This window comes from Kribbella sp. NPDC004875 (genome assembly GCF_042873375.1).
Taxonomy (GTDB): Bacteria; Actinomycetota; Actinomycetes; order Propionibacteriales; family Kribbellaceae; genus Kribbella.
The window spans coordinates 131,149-151,496 of record NZ_JBIALI010000009.1 but is presented as its reverse complement, the minus strand read 5'-3'; the positions used below and the strand labels follow the sequence as shown (position 1 = coordinate 151,496).

The 20,348-nt window shown below is 69.8% G+C and carries 19 protein-coding genes; 13 read left to right on the top strand and 6 right to left on the bottom strand.

What is annotated here, in order from left to right; all coding sequences use genetic code 11:
- Positions 1-29: 29 nt before the first annotated feature.
- The gene (locus tag ACFYRH_RS38620; protein WP_387785401.1) at positions 30-1,286 is read right to left on the bottom strand and encodes a DUF2064 domain-containing protein; all 1,257 of its coding nucleotides are present in this window, start codon (positions 1,284-1,286) and stop codon (positions 30-32) included.
- Complete coding sequence (locus ACFYRH_RS38615) at positions 1,283-1,933, bottom strand: glycosyltransferase family 2 protein (RefSeq protein ID WP_387785400.1); 651 nt, start codon at positions 1,931-1,933, stop codon at positions 1,283-1,285. The genes ACFYRH_RS38620 and ACFYRH_RS38615 overlap by 4 nt, the downstream gene beginning before the upstream one ends.
- A 122-nt stretch (positions 1,934-2,055) precedes the next feature.
- On the opposite strand from ACFYRH_RS38615, the gene ACFYRH_RS38610 reads away from it, so the two are divergent.
- Complete coding sequence (locus ACFYRH_RS38610) at positions 2,056-2,754, top strand: response regulator transcription factor (protein ID WP_387785397.1); 699 nt, start codon at positions 2,056-2,058, stop codon at positions 2,752-2,754.
- A complete protein-coding gene (locus tag ACFYRH_RS38605; protein ID WP_387785395.1) occupies positions 2,751-3,914 on the top strand; it encodes a sensor histidine kinase in 1,164 nt (387 codons plus the stop codon). Before ACFYRH_RS38610 ends, ACFYRH_RS38605 begins: the two co-directional genes overlap by 4 nt.
- Here ACFYRH_RS38605 and ACFYRH_RS38600 read toward each other — a convergent pair.
- Both ACFYRH_RS38600 and ACFYRH_RS38595 read right to left on the bottom strand, forming a co-directional pair.
- Positions 3,891-4,907 carry an NAD-dependent epimerase/dehydratase family protein gene (locus ACFYRH_RS38600; RefSeq protein ID WP_387785393.1) on the bottom strand — a complete coding sequence of 339 codons (1,017 nt, stop codon included), beginning with the start codon at positions 4,905-4,907 and terminating at the stop codon, positions 3,891-3,893. The two genes, ACFYRH_RS38605 and ACFYRH_RS38600, sit on opposite strands and share 24 nt — an antisense overlap.
- On the bottom strand, positions 4,904-5,659 hold the full coding sequence (locus ACFYRH_RS38595; protein ID WP_387785390.1) for an S-methyl-5'-thioadenosine phosphorylase: 756 nt from the start codon (positions 5,657-5,659) through the stop codon (positions 4,904-4,906). Before ACFYRH_RS38595 ends, ACFYRH_RS38600 begins: the two co-directional genes overlap by 4 nt.
- An 86-nt stretch (positions 5,660-5,745) precedes the next feature.
- Between ACFYRH_RS38595 and ACFYRH_RS38590 the strand changes: the two genes are divergently transcribed.
- Entirely contained in the window at positions 5,746-6,240 is a 495-nt protein-coding gene (locus tag ACFYRH_RS38590) for a hypothetical protein (protein WP_387785388.1), read from the top strand.
- Complete coding sequence (locus ACFYRH_RS38585; protein WP_387785385.1) at positions 6,241-7,191, top strand: RNA polymerase subunit sigma-70; 951 nt, start codon at positions 6,241-6,243, stop codon at positions 7,189-7,191.
- A gap of 19 nt (positions 7,192-7,210) precedes the next feature.
- Here the strand turns inward: ACFYRH_RS38585 and ACFYRH_RS38580 are convergent, their stop codons facing one another.
- Positions 7,211-8,866: a bifunctional 3'-5' exonuclease/DNA polymerase gene (locus ACFYRH_RS38580; protein ID WP_387785384.1), complete on the bottom strand. Its 1,656-nt coding sequence runs from the start codon at positions 8,864-8,866 to the stop codon at positions 7,211-7,213.
- Between the two features lie 67 nt (positions 8,867-8,933).
- Here ACFYRH_RS38580 and ACFYRH_RS38575 point away from each other — a divergent pair, with 67 nt between their 5' ends.
- From ACFYRH_RS38575 to ACFYRH_RS38535, 9 genes are all read left to right on the top strand, one after another.
- Positions 8,934-10,289 carry a PLP-dependent aminotransferase family protein gene (locus tag ACFYRH_RS38575; RefSeq protein ID WP_387785382.1) on the top strand — a complete coding sequence of 452 codons (1,356 nt, stop codon included), beginning with the start codon at positions 8,934-8,936 and terminating at the stop codon, positions 10,287-10,289.
- Positions 10,290-10,363: 74 nt separating this feature from the next.
- The gene (pdxS, locus tag ACFYRH_RS38570) at positions 10,364-11,275 is read left to right on the top strand and encodes a pyridoxal 5'-phosphate synthase lyase subunit PdxS (protein ID WP_387785380.1); all 912 of its coding nucleotides are present in this window, start codon (positions 10,364-10,366) and stop codon (positions 11,273-11,275) included.
- Between the two features lie 59 nt (positions 11,276-11,334).
- Positions 11,335-13,893, top strand: a complete 2,559-nt coding sequence (hrpB, locus tag ACFYRH_RS38565) for an ATP-dependent helicase HrpB (protein WP_387785377.1) — start codon at positions 11,335-11,337, stop codon at positions 13,891-13,893.
- A gap of 385 nt (positions 13,894-14,278) precedes the next feature.
- Complete coding sequence (gene ngcE / locus ACFYRH_RS38560; protein ID WP_387785375.1) at positions 14,279-15,688, top strand: N-acetylglucosamine/diacetylchitobiose ABC transporter substrate-binding protein; 1,410 nt, start codon at positions 14,279-14,281, stop codon at positions 15,686-15,688.
- Between the two features lie 2 nt (positions 15,689-15,690).
- Positions 15,691-16,680: a carbohydrate ABC transporter permease gene (locus ACFYRH_RS38555; RefSeq protein ID WP_387785372.1), complete on the top strand. Its 990-nt coding sequence runs from the start codon at positions 15,691-15,693 to the stop codon at positions 16,678-16,680.
- Positions 16,677-17,567: a carbohydrate ABC transporter permease gene (locus ACFYRH_RS38550; protein WP_387785371.1), complete on the top strand. Its 891-nt coding sequence runs from the start codon at positions 16,677-16,679 to the stop codon at positions 17,565-17,567. Before ACFYRH_RS38555 ends, ACFYRH_RS38550 begins: the two co-directional genes overlap by 4 nt.
- A 23-nt stretch (positions 17,568-17,590) precedes the next feature.
- On the top strand, positions 17,591-18,142 hold the full coding sequence (locus tag ACFYRH_RS38545; protein ID WP_387785368.1) for a DUF6891 domain-containing protein: 552 nt from the start codon (positions 17,591-17,593) through the stop codon (positions 18,140-18,142).
- Positions 18,139-18,732, top strand: coding sequence for a pyridoxal 5'-phosphate synthase glutaminase subunit PdxT (gene pdxT / locus ACFYRH_RS38540; RefSeq protein WP_387785366.1), 594 nt, complete (start codon positions 18,139-18,141; stop codon positions 18,730-18,732). The genes ACFYRH_RS38545 and pdxT overlap by 4 nt, the downstream gene beginning before the upstream one ends.
- 33 nt (positions 18,733-18,765) lie before the next feature.
- Entirely contained in the window at positions 18,766-19,527 is a 762-nt protein-coding gene (locus tag ACFYRH_RS38535; RefSeq protein WP_387785364.1) for a YebC/PmpR family DNA-binding transcriptional regulator, read from the top strand.
- Positions 19,528-19,549: 22 nt separating this feature from the next.
- Here ACFYRH_RS38535 and ACFYRH_RS38530 read toward each other — a convergent pair whose 3' ends face one another.
- Positions 19,550-20,341 carry a hypothetical protein gene (locus ACFYRH_RS38530; protein ID WP_387785361.1) on the bottom strand — a complete coding sequence of 264 codons (792 nt, stop codon included), beginning with the start codon at positions 20,339-20,341 and terminating at the stop codon, positions 19,550-19,552.
- Positions 20,342-20,348 lie beyond the last annotated feature (7 nt).

Here is a 20,348-nt window from a genome sequence, read left to right as displayed (position 1 = left end):
TTGTGGGGAGTGGTGGGGTGGCGTGGTCATCAGGCGGTCCGGCGGAGGGTGAGGAAGGCCCGGTGGCCGGCCCGCCAGTCCTCGGTGGGGTGCAGGCGGGCGGTCCGGGCGTGGGCGATCAGGGCGCGTGCCCCTACTCTTGCCCAGGGCAACGGTGACGAATGGCGGCCGGTGGAGCTGCGCAGCACGATCGGCGCGCTGTCGTCGAGTTCGTCGTCGGGATCCACCTCGACGAGGACGATCCCGTCGGGTCGGACCAGCTCGGCGCAGCGGCGGAGCAGGTCGACCGGCGCGCCGCCGATCCCGATGTTCCCGTCCATCAGCAGCACGCTGCCCCAACGCCCTTCACCCGGCAGCCGGTCCTGCACCGGGCGATGCAAGGCGGCCGCCCCGCGGGAGGTCGTCAACGAGACCGCCCGTGGCGATACATCGACTCCGAGGGCAGGAATCCCACGCTCCGCGAGAGCAGTCACGATCCGCCCCGGGCCGCACCCGATGTCGAGCACCGGACCTTCGCACCGGCTCAACGCCAGCCGGTCGACCTCGTCGGCGGGCGCCTGCCAGCGGTCCAGCTCCGACAACGACGGCACGGTCCGCCCGTCGATGCCAGTGGCAACCACCCGCGCCGTACCGCTCAGCGCCTGCTCGAACAGCAGGCCCGGATGCGCCGCATGCTGCAGCCGCCGGTAGAGGCGCGAGACCCGCAACGCGGGGAACTCGGCCGCGAGGTACGCCGCGTCCCGTGGCGTGTCCATGTCCCGCAGCGTCGGCAGCATCAGCACCCGCAGTCCGAGCGACTCGAGTCGCCGGAGCTGATCGAGCCCGGTGTGATCGGTCGACATCGGTACGCCGACCAGCGCGCGTGGATCCGGGACACGGAGCCCGAGGCACCAGTACCCGCCGTCCTCGGTCAGTCCGAGCACCGCGTCGTACCCGGACCAATGGAAGTCGAGCAGCTCGGGCCGCAGCTGTGGGGTGTCCATCCCGACGAGCAGCATCGGCGAGCCGTCGTACGCGTCCTCGAACGCGGCGGCGAGTCGTTCGTCCAGCCCTGCGCCGCGCTGGCCGACGACGTCGAACCCGGCCGGCAGCCAGGGACCTGGATCACCTTCCAGCGCGAGAACCCGGCGCGACGCCGGCGCCACCCGGACCGCGCTGAGCGTGTCGACGAGCGACGCCCGGGCCAGCGCGGCCGCCTCGGGTGCGGTGAACTCGGTCTGCAGCCGGGTCTTCACCCGCCCCGGCACGGGTTCCTTCGCGATGACGATCAGCGTGCCGCGCGTCATCGGACCAGCACCTTCGACATGTCGAGCACCGCCCGCGCCGCGCCGAGCGGGGTACCGGTGACCTTCGAGCGACCCGAGCGCGGCAGGTAGTCGACGTCGACCTCGGCGATCCGCCAGCCTGCGTCGGCTGCGCGCACCACGGTCTCCAGCGGGTACCCGGAGCGGCGGTCGACGAGGCCGAGCTCGAGTAGCGCCGTACGGCGGGCCGCGCGCATCGGACCGAGATCGTGCAGCGCGACACCGGTACGGCGCCGGATGCGGCGGGACAGTTCCGCGTTCGCGAGCCGGAGATGCCACGGCCAGACCTGCCGCGAGACCGGACGCCGGCGCCCGAGGACGAGGTCCGCGTGACCGCCGACGACCGGCGCCGTGACCCGGACGAGCTGCCGCGGATCGAGCGACGCGTCGGCGTCCATCACAGCGACCACGTCGGCCTCGGCGGCCTCCAGGCCGGCGTGACACGCTGCGCCGTACCCCTTGACCGTGCACCGTACGACGGTCGCGCCGAGGGCTGTCGCGAGCTCGGCGGAGCCGTCGGTCGAGCCGTTGTCGACGACGACGGCGCGAACGCCGGGCGGGAGACGTTCGAGGATCCAGGGCAGGGCGGCCGCCTCGTTCAGGCACGGCAGGACGAGATCGACGGGCATTCTTCGACGGTAAGGACGCGGGCGTGCTCGCGGCGCCGGTTCCCGGCTACGGGTTGCTTACGGCGTACTGCGGAGCGGGGCTGATGAGGCTCGCGACCGAGTCGAGGATCTACGCTCTGAGCGTGGCTACTCGTGTGCTCGTCGTCGATGACGACCCGACCGTGTCCAATGTCGTCTCGGCGTACCTGACCAAGGCGGGGTACGACGCCCGTGTAGTGGCGGACGGCGTGTCGGCGGTCGAGGTCTGGCAGCAGTGGAAGCCGTCCGTGGTCGTACTGGACGTGATGCTGCCCGGGCTGTCCGGTCTCGAGGTGCTGCGCCGGATGCGCGCCGCCGACGACAGTGCGGCGGTGATCATGCTGTCCGCGCGCGGCGAAGAGGAGGACCGGCTGGTCGGGCTCGAGGTCGGCGCGGACGACTACGTGGTGAAGCCGTTCAGTCCGCGCGAGCTGACCTTGCGGGTGCAGGCGATGGTGCGGCGCGAGGAGCGGCTGGCCGGGCTCGACCTGACGCCGACCAAGCTGAGCGCCGGGCCGGTGGTGGTCGACACCGCGGCGCGGCGGGCGTTCTTGAACGACGACGAACTGTCGCTGACGCACCGCGAGTTCGACCTGCTCGCGTACCTGGTCGCGCACGCCGGCAAGGCCTACACCAAGGCCGAGCTGCTGCGCCGCGTCTGGGGCTGGGACTTCGGCGACTCCTCGACCGTCACGGTGCACGTCCGGCGGCTGCGCGAGAAGATCGAGGTCGATCCGTCGGATCCGAAGCTGGTGCTCACCGTGCCGCGGACCGGGTACCTGTTCGCCGGTGACGCCAGATGAACAAGGACATGGCCACGATCCTGGCGCTCACCACGCTGTGGACGCTGGTGGTCGCGGCGATCGGGGCGGCGGTGCTGTGGCAGTTCCGGCGGCGCTCGTTGCGGGTCACGGTGATCGTCGCGGGGCTGGCGCCGATGGCAGCCGCGCTGGCCGCGGTGCTGCAGAGCGTCCGGGCGATGTTCATCTCCGAGCACGACTCGTGGGTGGTGCTGTGGACGCTGGCCTTCGCGGCCCTGCTCGGTCTGGTGATGTCGGTGCTGCTCGGGCAGTGGATCAGCACCGGGTCGCGAGACGTCGGGCGGCGGTTGCGGCAGCTCGGGACGTCGTACGAGCCGGCCGAGGCGACGGCCGGGGCGGTACCGGCCGAGCTCGCCGAGCTGACGGACGAGCTGGAGATGACCCGGAAGAAGCTCGCGGCGTCGCATGAGCGGGAACGGGCGCTGGAGGCGAGCCGGCGGGAGCTGGTGGCGTTCATGTCCCACGACCTGCGGACGCCGCTGGCCGGGCTGCGGGCGGTGTCCGAGGGACTCGAGGACGGCGTGATCGACGACGTACCGGGGGCGTTGCGGCAGATGCGGTCGACGGTGGATCGGATGACCGGGCTGGTGGACGACCTGTTCGAGCTGTCCCGGTTGTCGGCGGACCCGTTGCCCAGGAGGCGGTCGGCGGTCAGCCTGCGGGAGCTCGCGGAGGACGTCGCGGGGGAGAACAACGAGCACGCGCGGGCCGAGGGTGTCCGGCTGGCGGTGTCGACGCCGGGGGACGACGATCGGCTCGCCGTCCAAGGCGATCCGGACGAGTTGACCCGCGCGGTGACGAACCTGGTGGGCAACGCGATCCGGCACACCGCCGCGGGCGGCACGGTCACGCTGTCGGTCGATCGCGAGCCCGACGGACGGGTCAAGCTGGCGGTGACCGACGGGTGCGGCGGGATTCCGGCAGCCGACCTGGAGCGAGTGTTCGACGTCGGCTGGCGCGGCGACGAGCAGCGGACCCCGGAGGCCGCGGACGGCCGGTCCAGCGGCGGCGGCGGCCTCGGGCTGGCGATCGCGCGGGGTGTCGTCGAGTCCCACGAGGGGAAGATCGCCGTCAGCAACGTCGACGGCGGCTGCGCGTTCCAGATCGACCTTCCGGCCTCAGCCGGCAGCCGAGCCGAGTAGGTCCGTCAGACCGGCGGACAGGTCGTACGCCGGCTTCCAGCCCAATGCGTGCTTGAGACGGTCCGACGACGCGGTGATGTGCCGGACGTCGCCGAGACGGTACTCGCCGGTGACGATCGGCGGCGCGCCGCCGTACGCCTGGGACAGCTCCGCCGCGACCTCACCGATCGTGGTCACCGTCCCGCTCCCGACGTTGTACGCCGTGAACGCGGGCTGATCCGGCAGCGCGGCGGCCGACAGCGTGACGGCGGTCGCGATGTCACGGACGTGGACGAAGTCGCGGCGCTGGCCGCCGTCCTCGAAGACCCGTGGCGTCTCCCCGCGTTCGAGGGCGGAGCGGAAGATCGCGGCGACCCCGGCGTACGGCGTGTTGCGCGGCATGCCCGGTCCGTAGACATTGTGGAAGCGCAGCGCCGTGACCCGCCCGCCCGTCTCGCGGGCCCAGGTGGCGGCGAGGTGCTCGCCGTTCAGCTTGCTGGCCGCGTAGGCGTTCCGCGGGTCCGGTGCGGCGTCCTCGGTCACGAGTCCGGGTTCCAGCGGCGCACCGCAGTACGGGCAGGGTGGTTCGAAGCGGCCGTTGTCGAGGTCGTCGGTACGGCGTGGCCCGGGCGCGACCTGTCCGTGGGTGGGGCAGTCGTAGCGACCTTCGCCGTACACGACCATCGAGCTCGCGTAGACGAGGTTCCGGATGGTGCCGAGGGACTTCAGGAGGACCGCCGTACCGAGGCTGTTGCTGGAGACGTAGTCGTCGATGTCGTCGAGATGGACGCCGAGGCCGACCTTCGCGGCCAGATGGACGACGGTATCGATGCCGTCGAAGGTCCGTGGGTCGCGGACGTCGCCGACGATCAGGCCGGGGCGGGGCTCCGGGCGATTCGCGTGGACGTCCGGGCGGAACGAGTCGAGGACGGTGACCTCGTGGCCCTCGGCAAGGAGCTGGGCGTGGACGTGGGTGCCGATGAAGCCGGCGCCGCCGGTGAGCAGGACCCTCATCGCGCGCCCCGGCAGCTGCAGTCCGCCTCGGGTTTCGGGAGCTGGCCGATCACGTCCCGCAGCAGCCGTCGCAGGCGCTCGATACTCTGCTCGAACGCCGCGAACACCTCGGCCTCGGTCACGCCACTCCCGCTCTCGACGCCGGCGTCGTGGTCGGTGACCACCGCGATCGACGTGTAACACAGGCCGAGCTCGCGGGCGATCGCCGCCTCGGGGGCACCGGTCATCCCGACCACCGACCAGCCCTGCGCGGCGTGCCACTGCGACTCGGCCCGGGTCGAGAACCGCGGGCCGTTGATCACCACCATCGTGCCCTCGGGTACGACGTTGCCGGTGGCAATCACCGTGGCGCGGCCGACCGGGCAGTAGGGGTCGGCCACCGAGGTGTGGACGACCGGCGCCTCGTCGTACACCGTGTGCTCGCGGCCCCAGGTGCGGTCGACGTACTGGTCGGGGACGACGAACGTGCCGGGGACGAGCTCGGGTTTCAGCGAGCCGACCGCGCACGGGCCGAGGACCTGGCGGACGCCGAGCTCGCGGAGCGCCCACAGGTTCGCGCGGTAGTTGACCCGGTGCGGCGGGAACTGGTGGTCGGTCCCGTGCCGCGGGATGAAGGCGACCTGCCGCCCGTCGAGGTCCCCGACCACGGGCGCCGCGCTGGGCGCGCCGAACGGGGTGTCGACCGGGACGGTCTCGCTGTCGGAGAGGAACGTGTAGAAACCGGAGCCGCCGATCACGCCGATATCAGCCATGCCGACGACGCTAGTGCCGTTCCGCGCCGCGACTACTCGATCCGGCTGGACCGTCAGCGCTCCGTAAGGGGTGATCGAATGGGGGCGTGGAGATCTCCTGGGGGCTGCTCGCGGTCGGCGTCGTGCTGCTGCTGTTCGGCGCCTACGCGAGCTGGACGGCCGGACGGATCGATCGGCTGCACACCCGGGTCGACCTGGCCCGGGCCTCGCTGGAGAAGGAACTGGCCCAGCGCTCGGCACTGGTCGCCGAGCTGGCCGGCGCCGGCGTCCTCGATCCGGCGTCGTCGCTGTTGCTGCTCGACGCCGCGCACCGGGCCCGGGCCGCTTCGCCGGAGCCGATGGAGAATCGCGAGCAGGCAGAGTCCGCGCTCACCCGTGCGGTCCATGCCACCGGCACCGATGTCGAGCCGTGGGCGGGCGAACTGAACCTCGCGATGCGCCGTGTGCAACTCGCCCGGCGCTTCCACAATGATGTCGTCGTCTCGACCCGGGACCTGCGGCAGCGCCGCCTCGTGCGCTGGTTCCGGCTCGCCGGCCGAGCCCCCCTGCCGACCACCATCGAACTCGAGGACGGTAGTTGAGTGAGTAACTTCGAGGCGGACGTCGAGCGGTACCGGCACGAGTTGCGGGTGCACTGCTACCGGATGCTCGGGTCGTACGACGAGGCGGAGGACCTGGTCCAGGAGACGTTCCTGCGGGCGTGGCGCGGGCTGGAAGATTTCGAGGGGCGGTCGTCGGTGCGGGCCTGGCTGTACCGGATCGCGACCAACGCGTGCATCGACGTACGGCGGCCTCGGCGGGTGCTGCCGTACCAGTTGGAGCCCGCGTCGTTTCCGGCGACCGCGTTGCCGGCCCGGGAGGACGTGCCGTGGCTGCAGCCGTTTCCCGACGTACTGCTGGATCGTGCCGAGGAGCCGGACGCGGTGGCGATCCGGCGGGAGACGATCGAACTCGCGTTCCTGATCGCCATCCAGCACTTGCCGGCGCGGCAGCGCGCGGTGCTGATCTTCCGTGACGTCCTGGGCTGGTCCGCGCGCGAAACCGCCGCTGCTGTCGACTTGTCCGTAGCAGCCGTCAACTCGGCGCTCCAACGCGCCCGCCCGGTCCTCCGCGAGCATCTCCCCGCGCACCGCACGGAGTGGTCGGCGCACGACACCTCCGAGGACGAACGCAACCTACTGCAGCGCTACATGACCGCGTGGGAAGCGGCCGACCCGTCCGCCTTGGCCGCGCTGATGCACGAGGACATCCGCATCACGATGCCGCCGTACCCCTTCTGGTTCGAAGGCCGCACCGACGCCGTCCGATCGCTGACCCCCAACCTGACCCCGACGTACCGCGGCCACTGGCGCTTCCTCCCCACCACCACCAACCGCCAACCGACCCTGGCCGCCTACCTCAAACCCCACGCCGCCACCACTTACCACCTCTTCGCCCTCGACATCTTCCGCATCGAGTCCGGCCGCATAGCCGAAATCACCGCCTTCGAAACCCCCGACCCCCAGCACTACAACCTCCCGGAAACGCTCTGACGCCTACCTCCATCGAGGGCTACTTGGCGTCGGCGTACGTCTGCACGGTCGCCGTGGTGAAGGCGAAGTTCGTGGGGGTCGGACCGAAGGTGAGCGTGCCGGCCCGGTCGCTCGCGGACTGGATGGCCTCGGTGACCGTGGCGGCCTCGTCGGCGGGGCAGTGCACGATGACCTCGTCGTGCTGGAAGAACACGAGCTCGGCCTTGAGCGGCGTGAGCGCCTGACGCAAGGCGGCGAGCATCAGCAACGCCCAGTCGGCGGCCGACCCCTGTACGACGAAGTTGCGCGTGAAGCGTCCACGGGCGCGGGCATGCCGCGGGTCCGTCTCGGGCACGTCCGCGGGCGGTCCCTCGAGGAGCGCCGCATCGAGCGCGTGACCGGCCGGCGGACACGTGCGGCCGAGGTACGTGCGGACGAGCCGGCCCTCTTCGCCGAGGCGCGCGGCGTCGTCGACGTACGCGACCGCTCGCGGGAATCGTTTGCGCAGCATCGCGAGATTCTTCAACCCGTCGCCCGACGTCTGCCCGTAGATCGCCCCGAGTACGGCGATCTTCGCCTGCGCGCGGTCACCGGAGAACGCGCGGTCCGACACCGCCTTGTACAGATCGCCGGCGTCGCTCGCGACCTCCATCAGCGCGGGATCACGCGAGATCGCGGCGAGGATCCGCGGCTCGAGCTGTGACGCGTCGGCAACCACCAACCGCCAGCCCGGATCGGCGACCACCGCGCGCCGGATCACCTTCGGGATCTGCAGACCCCCACCACCGTTGGTGATCCACCGCCCCGACACCGTCCCACCCGGCACGAACCCGGGACGGAAGCGCCCGTCGTGCACCCAGTCGTGCAACCAGCTCCAGCCGTTCGCCGTGTAGATCCGGTAGAGCTTCTTGTACTCGATCAGCGGCGGCACCGCCGGATGGTCGATGTGCTCGAGCTCCCACCGCCGCGTCGTCTTCACCTGGTACCCGGCCTGCTTGAACGCCTTCAGTACATCGGCCGGCAGCTCGGGCCGGACCCGGTGCCCGAACGCCGCGGAGATCTCGTCGGCGAGCTCAGTCAACCGCCGCGGCTCACCGGTCCCGCCGAACCGTTCGCCGAGCAGCTCGCTCAGCAGCTCACGATGCGCGTCCGCGCTCCACGGGAGTCCTGCGCGGTCCATCTCGGCCGCGATCAGCATCGCCGAGGATTCCGATGCCGTGAGCAACCGCATGCGCTCCGGGTACTCCGCGAGGCCATGCCGGCGGAGCTGGTCGGCGTACACCCGCAGGAGGGCCTGGAACGGGATCGGCTCCGCCGGGATGTCGAACAGCGACGACTGCTCACCCGGTACGACGGCGCGCAACGGCGGATCGGGCGGGACCGGGGCCCCGCTCAGCCGGGCCCACGCCGCGGCCGCGGACCGTGGCTCGCCGAGCCTGCCTTCGTGGCCGAGCAGGAGGCCCTCGGTGTTCTCGATGTCGTAGCAGCGCTCGACGCGGACGCCGGCGGTGAGCAGCCGCGGGTAGATCTCCGCGGACGAGCGCCAGACCCAGCGGGTGACCTGCGGCCGGGAGGCGACGGCGGTGACCAGATCGGGCTCGTGCCGAATCTCGCCGGCCGGCTGCCCGTCCGGATGCAGCGCGACAAGGGTCGCCCCACCGCCGTCCTCCGGGGCGATCGCCCACCGCTCGTCCATGTCGAGATCCTCACATCCGCCACCGACACTGGGCGAATGATGAGGCCAGTTGTGGGAAGCTGGACTTATGTGGCGGGTGGGGGATCTGGACTCGGCGGACGGGACGAAGACCGAGCAGGTCGAGGGGCTGGTACTGCGGCGGATCGAGCGGGGTGACCTCTCGATCGGCTCGCGGTTGCCGTCGGAGCGGGTGCTCGCGGAACGGCTCGGGGTGAGTCGCGTGACCGTCGTCCGCGCGTTGGAGAACCTGCGGCGGGACGGCGTACTGGAGACCAAGCGGGGCTCTGGGACGGTCGTGCGGCCGCTCGACCGGTTGCTGGACCCAGTCGCGCCCGCGTCCACGGTGACTGCGGGGGACCAGCCGGTGCTGGACCTCCGGTTCGCGACGACCGCTGCGCCACACGACGTGGCCGAGGCGGCGGCGCAGATCGTGCAGGACGGGCTGCCGCAAGCAATGGGCGGCGATGGCCCACCACCTGGCGGCTCAGCAGAGCTCAGGGCAGCGCTGGCGGAGCGGCTCACCAAAGAGGGCGTGCCGACCGAGCCGGACCAGTTGACCCTCACAGTCGGCGCAGCGGCCGGTCTGAACGCCGCGCTAGCCGGTCTGGACGTCGGTCCGGGCGTAGCGATCACCGAGACCCCGACGTACCCGGCTGCCTTCGATCTGCTGCGGAAGCACCGCCTGGACGTCGCAGGCTGGCCTGCCGGCGTCTGGGACACCGACCAGCTCGCACACCTCTGCCGGCGACACCGCCCGAAGGTCATCTACCTCCAGGCCGACAACCACAACCCGACCGGCCTGAGCATCCCGGCCGATCGACGCCAGGCCGTAGTCGAGATCGCCCGCCGGTACGGCGCTGCGCTGATCAGCGACGAAACGATGCGACCGCTTTGGCTGGCCAGTGGGGACCAGGCCGAACCACTGAGTCGCTACCCGCGCACGGTGAGCGTCGGCTCGCTCTCCAAGACAGTCTGGGGCGGTCTGCGCGTCGGATGGGTCCGCACCGGCAAGCAGCTCCGCAGACGCATCAACACGGCCGCACAGCTCAGCGTGGCCTCACCGAGTGCGCTGGACGACCTGCTGGCGCGGGCGATCGTCCCGAAGCTCGACAAGGTGATCAGCAGACGGCGTACCCGGCTGCGTGCCAACCTGGCGGCTCTGGAGGCCGGACTGAAGTCGCTCAACGGTGTGGCATGGGCCACGCCGACGGGCGGTATGACGCTCTGGCTCGAGCTGACCGAGACCAGAGCGCGGCGCGTCCTGGAAGCGGCCCGGGAACAGGGCCTGCTGCTCGGTGCCGGCGACCTGTTCACACCGGAGGGCAGCGACCGGCGGCACATCCGGATTCCGTTCACCGCACCGCCGGCCACGCTCCGGCTGGTGGTCGGCCGGCTGGGGGACGCATTGACTCAGTCCACTTGATCCGGAGTGGACTGATTGCCAGGGTCCATCGGCTCCTAATCTGGTGAACGAGTCCCACCACCAGGAGGAGTGCAGTGACCGAGAACCAGACCCCGCAGCCCGCGCCGGAGACCGGCACCGCCAAGGTGAAGCGCGGCATGGCGGAGATGCTCAAGGGCGGCGTGATCATGGACGTCGTCACCGCCGAGCAGGCCAAGATCGCCGAGGACGCCGGTGCGGTCGCGGTGATGGCGCTGGAGCGGGTCCCGGCCGACATCCGCGCCCAGGGCGGCGTCTCCCGGATGAGCGACCCGGACATGATCGACAGCATCATCAACGCGGTCTCGATCCCGGTGATGGCCAAGGCCCGGATCGGTCACTTCGTCGAGGCGCAGGTGCTGCAGAGCCTCGGGGTGGACTACATCGACGAGTCCGAGGTGCTCACCCCGGCCGACTACGCGAACCACATCGACAAGTGGCAGTTCACCGTGCCGTTCGTCTGCGGCGCGACCAACCTCGGCGAGGCGCTCCGGCGGATCACCGAGGGCGCGGCGATGATCCGCTCCAAGGGCGAGGCCGGCACCGGTGACGTCTCGAACGCCACCACCCACATGCGCCAGATCCGCCAGGAGCTCCGCAAGCTGCAGAGCCTGCCCGAGGACGAGCTGTACGTCGCCGCGAAGGAACTGCAGGCGCCGTACGAGCTGGTGAAGGAGGTCGCACAGGCCGGCAAGCTGCCGGTGGTGCTGTTCACCGCCGGCGGGATCGCCACCCCGGCCGACGCCGCGATGATGATGCAGCTCGGCGCCGAGGGCGTGTTCGTCGGCTCGGGCATCTTCAAGTCCGGCAACCCGGCGCAGCGCGCCGAGGCGATCGTCAAGGCCACCACCTTCCACGACGACCCCGACGTGATCGCCAAGGTCTCCCGCGGCCTGGGCGAGGCGATGGTCGGCATCAACGTCGACGAGATCCCGCAGCCGCACCGACTCGCCGAGCGCGGCTGGTAAGACTCCACACGCCGACCCGGGCCACCGACTTGGTGGTCCGGGTCGGTTAGCGTCGGGGCGTGTTGCTGCCTGAGTCGTCCGTGCCGGGGGCGGGCCTGCCTGTCCGGGAGGTCCTGCCCGCAACGGTCGACGCGGTGCATTCACGCGGTACCGCGGTCTTGGTCGCACCGCCTGGCTCGGGGAAGACCTCGCTGCTCCCGCTCGCGTTGGGCGATGCGCTCGACGGCACGATCGTCGTTGCCGAGCCGCGCCGGATGGCAACGCGCGCAGCCGCGTCCCGGCTGGCGACGCTGGTCGGCGAACCGCTCGGGCAGCGGATCGGCTACGCGATGCGTGGTGAACGCAGCGGCGGTCGGGCACTCCGGGTCGAGGTGGTCACGACCGGTCTCCTGGTACGGCGACTGCAGCAGGACCCCGAATTGCCAGGTGTCGCGGCGATCGTGATCGACGAATGCCACGAGCGGCACCTCGATGCGGATCTGTTGCTCGCGCTGTGCGTCGACATCCGGACGAATCTTCGGGAAGACCTGGCGATCGTCGCGACTTCGGCGACGGCGGATACGGCCAGGCTCGGTCGCGCATTGGGCAGCGAGGTTCCGGCGCCGGTGATCACCGCGTCCGCGGCCCTGTACGACGTGGCGGTCGAGTGGGCTCCACCGCCGGTTCCGGTGCCGCTGCTTCCTGGCGGGCGGGTTGACCCGCGCCTGCTGGATCACGTGGCGGCCGTCGTTGAGCGGGCCTTGGCTGAGAACGACGGCGACATCCTCGTGTTCGTGCCGGGGGAGGCCGAGATCAACGGTGTGACCCGGCGGTTGGCCGGTCAGAACGTCCTGCCTTTGTACGGTCGTCAGTCGCGGGCGGAACAGGATCGCGCGCTGGCGCCGTCGGCCACTCGCCGGATCGTGGTGACAACGTCGGTCGCGGAGAGTTCGCTGACGGTGCCGGGGGTCCGGGCCGTGGTCGATTCCGGTCTGTCCCGGGAGCCGCGGACCGATCAGTCTCGTGGGCTTGGTGCGTTGGTCACGTGCCGGGTGTCGAAGTCGTCGGCGGATCAGCGGGCGGGTCGCGCGGGGCGGGAGGCGCCCGGCCGGGTCTATCGGTGCTGGTCCGCCGTCGATCACACGCATCTCGATGATCATCCGGCGCCGGAGATCGCGATCGCCGATCTGGCGGCCTTCGCTCTCGATCTCGCGGCGTGGGGTGCGCCAGGTGGTGAGGGTCTGACCTTGCTGGACGCGCCGCCGGTGGTGGCGATGACTGCGGCCACCGACTTGCTGCGCCGGCTCGCAGCCGTCGACGACCGTGGGCGGATCACCGAGCGGGGTCGGCGGATGGCGGCGATCGGGGTGCATCCGCGCTTGGCTCGCGCGTTGCTGGACGGGACGCCGAGGGTCGGGGCCGAGCGGGCACGCGAGGTTGTCGCGATGCTCTCCGAGGACTCCGGCCGCGACTTCGGCGACGATCTACCGGCCCGCTGGCGAGCCCTCCGCCGCGGCACGGACCGCGCCGCCACCACCCGCTGGCGAGAAGAGACCAAGCGCCTCGACCGGGGCGATCGGTCGGGCGGGTGGCCGCGCGAGGAAACGAAGCGCGTCGGACGTGGCGAGTCGTCGGGTGGGGACGGCGGGCGGCGCGCAGTACCCGATGATCTTGCGGCCGGGATTGTGGTGGGGCTGGCTTACCCGGATCGGATTGCGCGGGTGCGTGGGGCGGACTCGGCGACGTACCAGATGTCCGGCGGTACGGGCGCTGCGCTGGATCCGCAGTCACCGTTGCGTTCCACCACCTGGCTGGCGATCGCGGTTGCCGACCGCGCACCCGGTCGGGCCGACGCCAGGATCCGTTCCGCGGCGCCGATCGACGAGCAGACCGCGCGCGACATCGCCGGCGACCTCGTCTCGACCAGCGACCAGATCCGCTGGGACGACGGCCGCATCGTGACCCGTCGCGTCGAGGCACTCGGCGCGATCGTGCTCAACGACGTACCGCTGGCGAAGCCCGACCGATTGCTCGTCCAGGCCGCCGTCCGCGACGGCATCCGGCAGAGCGGCCTGTCCGTACTGCGTTGGTCCGAAAGCGCACTCGCCTTACGCGAGCGGCTCGCCTTCTGCCACGCCCACCTCGGAGCCCCGTGGCCCGCGGTCGACGACGACACCCTCCTGGCCGATCTCGACGACTGGCTGGGTACTGAGCTCGCCTCGGTAAGCGGCGCGGGCGATCTGGCCCGTATCGACGTGACTTCGGCGCTCCGGCGACTACTGCCGTGGCCCGCGGCAACCCGGTTCGACGAACTGGCACCGGAACGCCTCGAAGTCCCCTCAGGCTCCGAGGTTCGGCTCACGTACGACGGTGCGGAGCCGCCGCTCCTCGCGGTGAAGCTCCAGGAGGTCTTCGGCTGGACCGCCACTCCGACCGTCGCGGACGGCCGCGTCCCGGTTGTTCTGCACCTGCTGTCGCCCGCACGGCGGCCGGTCGCGATCACGAGTGATCTCGCCTCGTTCTGGAAGCAGGGCTATCCACAGGTCCGCGCCGAGTTGCGAGCCCGCTATCCCCGCCATCCGTGGCCGGAGGATCCGCTGACCGCCGTTCCGACCATGCGCGTGAAACCGCGCCGCTGAACCGAGCCTCTCGCGCAGGTCACTCCGAGGTCACGAATTGGGATCGGATTCGGCGCGTCTGTCGCGGTGCTGGGGCAGGACGGCGACCGTGGGGGCGTGCTGCGCAGACGTCGTTCGGGCTGGTTCGCCGATGATCGCCGGGTCCCGGGACTCGCCGTCCCAAGGCTTGACGGCGCACGACTTTGGCAAAGACAATGCGTAATCATCTCAGAGCGCAGCAATGCGCTGAAGTGCGCTTTACTGCCAATATCGTGCAATATCGTGCGCTGAAAGGTGAGCAAACAGCCGCGACGAGGGCCGGCCGGCTGCGGACCGGGGGACGCTCACCACAAGGGGTAGGTGTCATCAGCACCGTCGGGAATCTAAGGGAAAGAGGCAGGACCAGATGAGCGAGACCAGCAAGATCGGACGTCGGAGTCTCCTGCGGGGGAGCCTGGCGGCGGCCGCGGTGCTTCCCCTCAGCGGTGCACTGGCCAGCTGCGCGACCAGTGGCGGCAACGACAACTCCCAGCAGAGCGGGACGAAGAGCTCGGACAACCCGTTCGGTATGGCGGACAAGTCGACCGTCGACGCCGTGATCTTCAACGGTGGGTACGGCTACGACTACGTCACCTTCGCGGCCAACATCGTGCAGCAGAAGCAGTCGGGCTCGACGGTCAAGGTTTCGCCGTCCACGCAGATCGCCCAGCAGCTGCAGCCGCGCTTCGTCGGCGGAAACCCGCCGGACCTGATCGACAACTCCGGCGCGAACCAGATCGGCTTCAACACGATCCTGGACCAGCTGGAGACGCTGGACGACGTCTTCGAGGCCAACAACTACGAGGGCAAGAAGATCTCCGACACGCTGTACGCGGGCGTCAAGGAGCCGGGCACCTTCGGCGACAAGTTCGTCGCGATCAACTACGTGCTCACCCTGTACGGCCTGTGGTACTCCGACAGCCTGTTCAAGGCCAACGGCTGGACCCCGCCGAAGACGTACGACGAGCTGCTCGACCTCGGCGCCAAGGCCAAGGCCAAGGGCAAGTACCTGTTCGTCTGGGGCAAGGAAGCCGCGACGTACTACCAGACCCTGGCCGTCGACTCGGCGATCAAGGAAGGTGGCGACGACGTCCGGCTGTCGCTCGGCAACCTCGAGGGCGACTGCTGGTCGAAGCCGCAGATCCAGGGCGTCTTCAAGGCCATGGAGACGATGGTCAAGAACGGGTACTTCGTCCCCGGTGGCGCCGGCACCCAGTTCACCGCCGCGCAGGCGAAGTGGAGCAACGACCAGCTCGCGATCCTGTACCCGTCGGGTTCCTGGATCGAGAACGAGATGAAGAAGGCCACCAAGGCCGGCTTCGAGATGAAGGGCATCCCGGAGCCGACGCTGACCGCCAACTCCAAGCTGCCGTACGAGACGCTGCGCAGCGCGGCCGGTGAGCCGTTCATCGTCCCGTCCAAGGGCAAGAACGTGGCCGGAGGCAAGGAAGTCCTGCGGGCCATGCTGTCCAAGGACGCGGCGACCAACTTCGCCAAGACCCGGCTGGCGCCGACGATCGTCAAGGGTCTGGTGCCCGCCGACGGCTTCGGTTCGACCGCGCTGCAGTCGCAGACCCAGATGCTGGACGCCGCCGGCACCAACGTCTTCGACTACCAGTTCGTCAACCTGTACGGCACGAACCCCGACCAGCTGGTGGTCTGGAACTCGTTCCTGTCCGGCCAGCTGGACGCGGCCGGCCTGACGAAGGGCCTGCAGCAGATCACCGACAAGGTGCGCAACGACAGCTCCGTCAAGAAGATCCCGGTCACGAAGTGACCGTGTCGCAAGATGTCGCCCCGGGTGCCGGACCGAAGCGGTCCGACACCCGGCGGCGCCGGCCGCTGACCTTCGACCGAGTCAGCTTCATGGTGGTGTTCCTCGGCCTGCCGCTGGCGATCTTCGTCATCTTCGTGGTCTCCCCGTTCGTGCAGGCGCTGTACTACTCGCTGACCGACTGGTCCGGGTTCAGCTCGGGCATGCACTTCATCGGCTTCGACAACTACGTGAAGCTGTTCCACGACGACATCTTCCTGAAGGCCGTCCGCAACAACATCGAGCTCGCGATCGTGGTGCCGTTGGTGACCATCGTGCTGGCGCTGACGCTGGCCACGCTGGTGACGATCGGCGGCTCGGGCACCGGGACCGTCCGCGGCCTGCGCAACTCGGGCTTCTACCGGATCGTCTCGTTCTTCCCGTACGTGATCCCGGCGATCGTGATCGGCCTGATCTGGGCCCAGGTCTTCACGCCGGCGTCGGGCATCCTGGACGCCGTACTGTCGAAGATCGGGCTGCACCAGTTCGAGAACTACGCGTGGCTCGGTGACGCCCGGACCGCGATGCCGGCCTCGATGTTCGTGATGATCTGGGGCTTCGTCGGCTTCTACATGGTGCTGTTCATCGCGGCCATCCGCGGTATCGACCCCGAGGTGTTCGAGGCCGCGCGGATCGACGGTGCCGGCCGGTTCCGGACCGCGGTCGGGATCACCCTGCCGCTGATCCGGGACAACGTGCAGACGGCGTACATCTATCTGGGGATCGCCGCGCTGGACGCGTTCGTCTACATGCAGGCGCTGAACCCAGGCGGTGGTCCGCAGAACTCGACCCTCGTCATGCCCCAGCAACTGTTCACCACGGCCTTCACCAAGGGTCAGTTCGGGTACTCGACCGCGATGGGCGTGATCCTGGCCGCCGTGACGATGTTGTTCGCGTTCGTAGTCTTTCTGGTCAACAGCCTGACCGGCGGACGTGAGCGAAAGGTACGCCGATGACAACCACCGCCGACCGGACCGAACTGGTCCCGGCGTCCCGTGCGCACGGCAGCGGAACCCGGGAGGGCAAGGGGGTCGCGGCGACCGCCCATGTCGCGCTGATCCTGTGGTCGCTGCTGGTGATCCTGCCGCTGCTGTGGACGCTGCTGTCCTCGTTCAAGTCCACGCAGGAGGTGCTGGGCAACCCCCTGGCACTGCCGAGCAAACTGCGCTTCAGCAACTACGCCAACGCCTGGACGACGGCCGGTATCGGCCGCTACTTCCTGAACACGGTGGTCGTCGTCGGCTGCGCGCTGGTGCTGGTGATGATCCTCGGCGCCATGTGCGCGTACGTGCTGGCCAGGTTCACGTTCCCCGGCAACCGGCTGATCTACTACTCGATGCTCGCCGGGCTGACGTTCCCGGTGTTCCTGGCGATCGTGCCGCTGTTCTTCGTGCTGAAGAACCTCTCGCTGCTGAACACCCTGCCAGGGCTGATCATCACGTACGTCGCGTTCGCGCTGCCGTTCACGGTCTTCTTCCTGCACTCGTTCTTCAAGGCGCTGCCGGGAGAGGTGTACGAGGCGGCGCAGATCGACGGCGCCGGTGAATGGCGCACGTTCTTCCAGGTGATGCTGCCGATGGCGCGTCCGGGGATGGCGTCGGTGGCCATCTTCAACTTCCTCGGCCTGTGGAACCAGTTCCTGCTCCCCGTCGCCCTGAACACCGACTCGAAGAACTACGTGCTCTCCCAGGGCATGGCGTCGTTCGCGTCGCAGGCCGGTTACGCGGTCGACTTCGGCGCGTTGTTCGCGGCCGTGGTGATCACCGTCGCGCCGGTGCTGGTCGTCTACATCATCTTCCAGCGTCAGCTGCAGGTCTCCGCGACCGCCGGAGGAGTGAAGTAGCCGGCTCGACTACGCTGGTCGGTATGCATGTGGACGAGCGGACCGCCCGGGAACTGCGTGGCCTGGCCCGCGTCCTGGTGCGGTCCGGGTACGCCGACCACGCAGCGATCACCGCTGCGTTGACCGAAGCGGTCCAGGAGGACGCCCCGTCGATGGACGCGGCGTCCCTGGTCCCGTTGCTGATCGGTGAGGCGGTGATGGACCTCGACGCCGAGGCCGCCGGCTGGCCCGTGACCACGGATCCGGACCGGCTGGACGCGGTACTCGCGGAGCTGGAGTCCCGGGGGCTGGTGGTGGTCCGGTACACGTCGGACCACCACGACGCGCGGAAATGGCTGGAAGCCGCGGCGAATCCGCGGGGGCTGGTGTTCTTCACCGACACCGACGTGTGGCACGCGGTCGACTTCGGGATGCTGGAGCTCAAGCTCTGGCACCCCGACACCGCCAACGTCGCGCCCGGCGACCCGCTGCTGGACGACGTGCTGGAGCTCCTGCACCGTCACGACCTGCCCGCCGTGTTCGACGAGGGCCGCATCGAGGTAACCCTCGACTGGCAACGGAGAGTGACGCTGTGAAGGTTATCGGTGTGTTCGCGCTGCAGGGAAACGTGCGTGAGCACCTGGCGATGCTGACCGAGGTCGGTGTCGAGGCGCGGCCGGTCCGCCGTCCGTCCGAGCTGGCGCAGGTCGACGCGATGGTGCTGCCCGGGGGCGAGTCGTCCACGATGGACAAGCTGGCGCGCGCGTTCGAGCTGTTCGAGCCGTTGCAGAAGCGGATCGCGGACGGGATGCCGGTGTTCGGCACCTGCGCCGGGATGATCATGCTCGCGGACGAGATCACCGGCGGGATCGCGGGCCAGGAGACGCTCGGCGGGCTGGACGTGACGGTTCGCCGGAACGCGTTCGGGCGGCAGGTGGACTCGTTCGAGTCCGATCTGGAGTTCGCCGCGTTCGACACGCCGTACCACGCCGTGTTCATCCGGGCACCGTGGGTGGAGCGGGTCGGTAGGGACGTCGAGGTACTGTCGACGGTGAGCTCTGGCCCCGCCACGGGTAGGATCGTCGCGGTCCGCCACGATCGGTTGCTCGCCACGTCGTTCCATCCGGAGATGACCGGGGACGCGAGGCTGCACGGGTACTTCGCCGATCTGGTCCGGGGTCGCTGAGTCGTTGTAGTAGGTAGAAGGGTTGGGTTCGCCATGTCAGGCCACTCCAAGTGGGCCACCACGAAGCACAAGAAGGCCGTCATCGACGCGAAGCGCGGCAAGCTCTTCGCGAAGCTGATCAAGAACATCGAGGTGGCCGCCCGGATGGGCGGTGGCGACCCTGGCGGGAACCCGACGCTGTACGACGCCATCCAGAAGGCGAAGAAGTCGTCGGTCCCGAACGACAACATCGACCGCGCGGTCAAGCGTGGTTCGGGGGCCGAGGCCGGCGGTGCGGAGTACCAGACGATCATGTACGAGGGCTACGGCCCGAACGGCGTGGCGATGCTGGTCGAGTGCCTGACCGACAACCGGAACCGGGCTGCCGCCGATGTGCGGACGGCGATGTCGCGGAACGGCGGCTCGCTCGCCGACCCGAACTCGGTCGCCTACCTGTTCAACCGCAAGGGCGTGATCGTCGTCGCGAAGGACCAGGACGGGAAGTCGCTGTCCGAGGACGACGTGATGGAGGCCGTGCTCGAGGCCGGCGCCGACGAGGTGAACGACCTGGGCGACTCCTGGGAGATCGTCACCGAGGCCACCGACATGGTCGCGGCCCGGACGGCGCTGCAGGACGCCGGCATCGACTACGACTCCGCCGACGTCCAGTTCGTCCCGTCGATGACGGTCGAGCTGGACGCCGACGGTGCCGGCAAGATCTTCCGCCTGATCGACGCCCTCGAGGACAGCGACGACGTGCAGAACGTCTACGCGAACTTCGACGTCTCCGACGAGATCATGGCCGAGGTCGGCTGAGTCGTCGCAGGCCGAGCTCCAGTCACATCCCGAGGGCCTTGCCGTCGATCACCTGGTCGGCCGGCGGGGCCTTCGGCGTTGCGGCCCGGTTGTACTCGCTGAAGGTCAGCGCGTCGGCGCCGCCCGACTCCAGCCGGAGCGGGCGCGCGGTCGCGGCGTCGACCCAGAGCGTGCCGTCGGTGTCTCGCAGGCCGATCGCAGGTACGCCGTCGACGGTCCGCGGTGCGGTCTTGCGCGGTGTACCGGTCGGCTCGAAGAGCGTGTCGAAGAACGCCGGCTTGCTCGCGAAGGCGGCGAGCTCACCGAGATCCTTGTCGCTCAGCGAGGTCCTGATCCAGCGGCCTCCGACGCGCGAGATCACGGCGTCCGCGTCGGCCTTCGACGGGATCTGCGCGCGCCAGAACTTCTCGCTGAGCTTCAGGTACGCCGTCCGGTCGAGAACGATCAGCGAGAACGGAGCCCCGTTCATGCTCATCGTGCCCTGGCCGCCCGTCCTGCCGAGCCGGATGTCGAGCACGATGCGGTCGCTGCCGTCGGCCAGCGAGCCCTTCATCCGCACGCTGCTCGCGGCCTTCGCGGCGGCCTGCGTCCTGGCGAGGATCTTCCCCACGGACAGCCCGGCGATACTGTCCGCCGGCGTACTGCCAGGTGGCTTGCCGGCCGGCGGTGTCGTGGACGAACTCGTCGGTGTTGGTGCCGGTGTTGGTGTGGTCCCGATCGCGTCGCTGGTTGCCGGGTCGGATCCCTGGCAACCAGCGACGAGTACCACCAGCGCGCCCACCAGCGCGCCGGCCGCACTACGACGTGTCAGCATCTGTTCC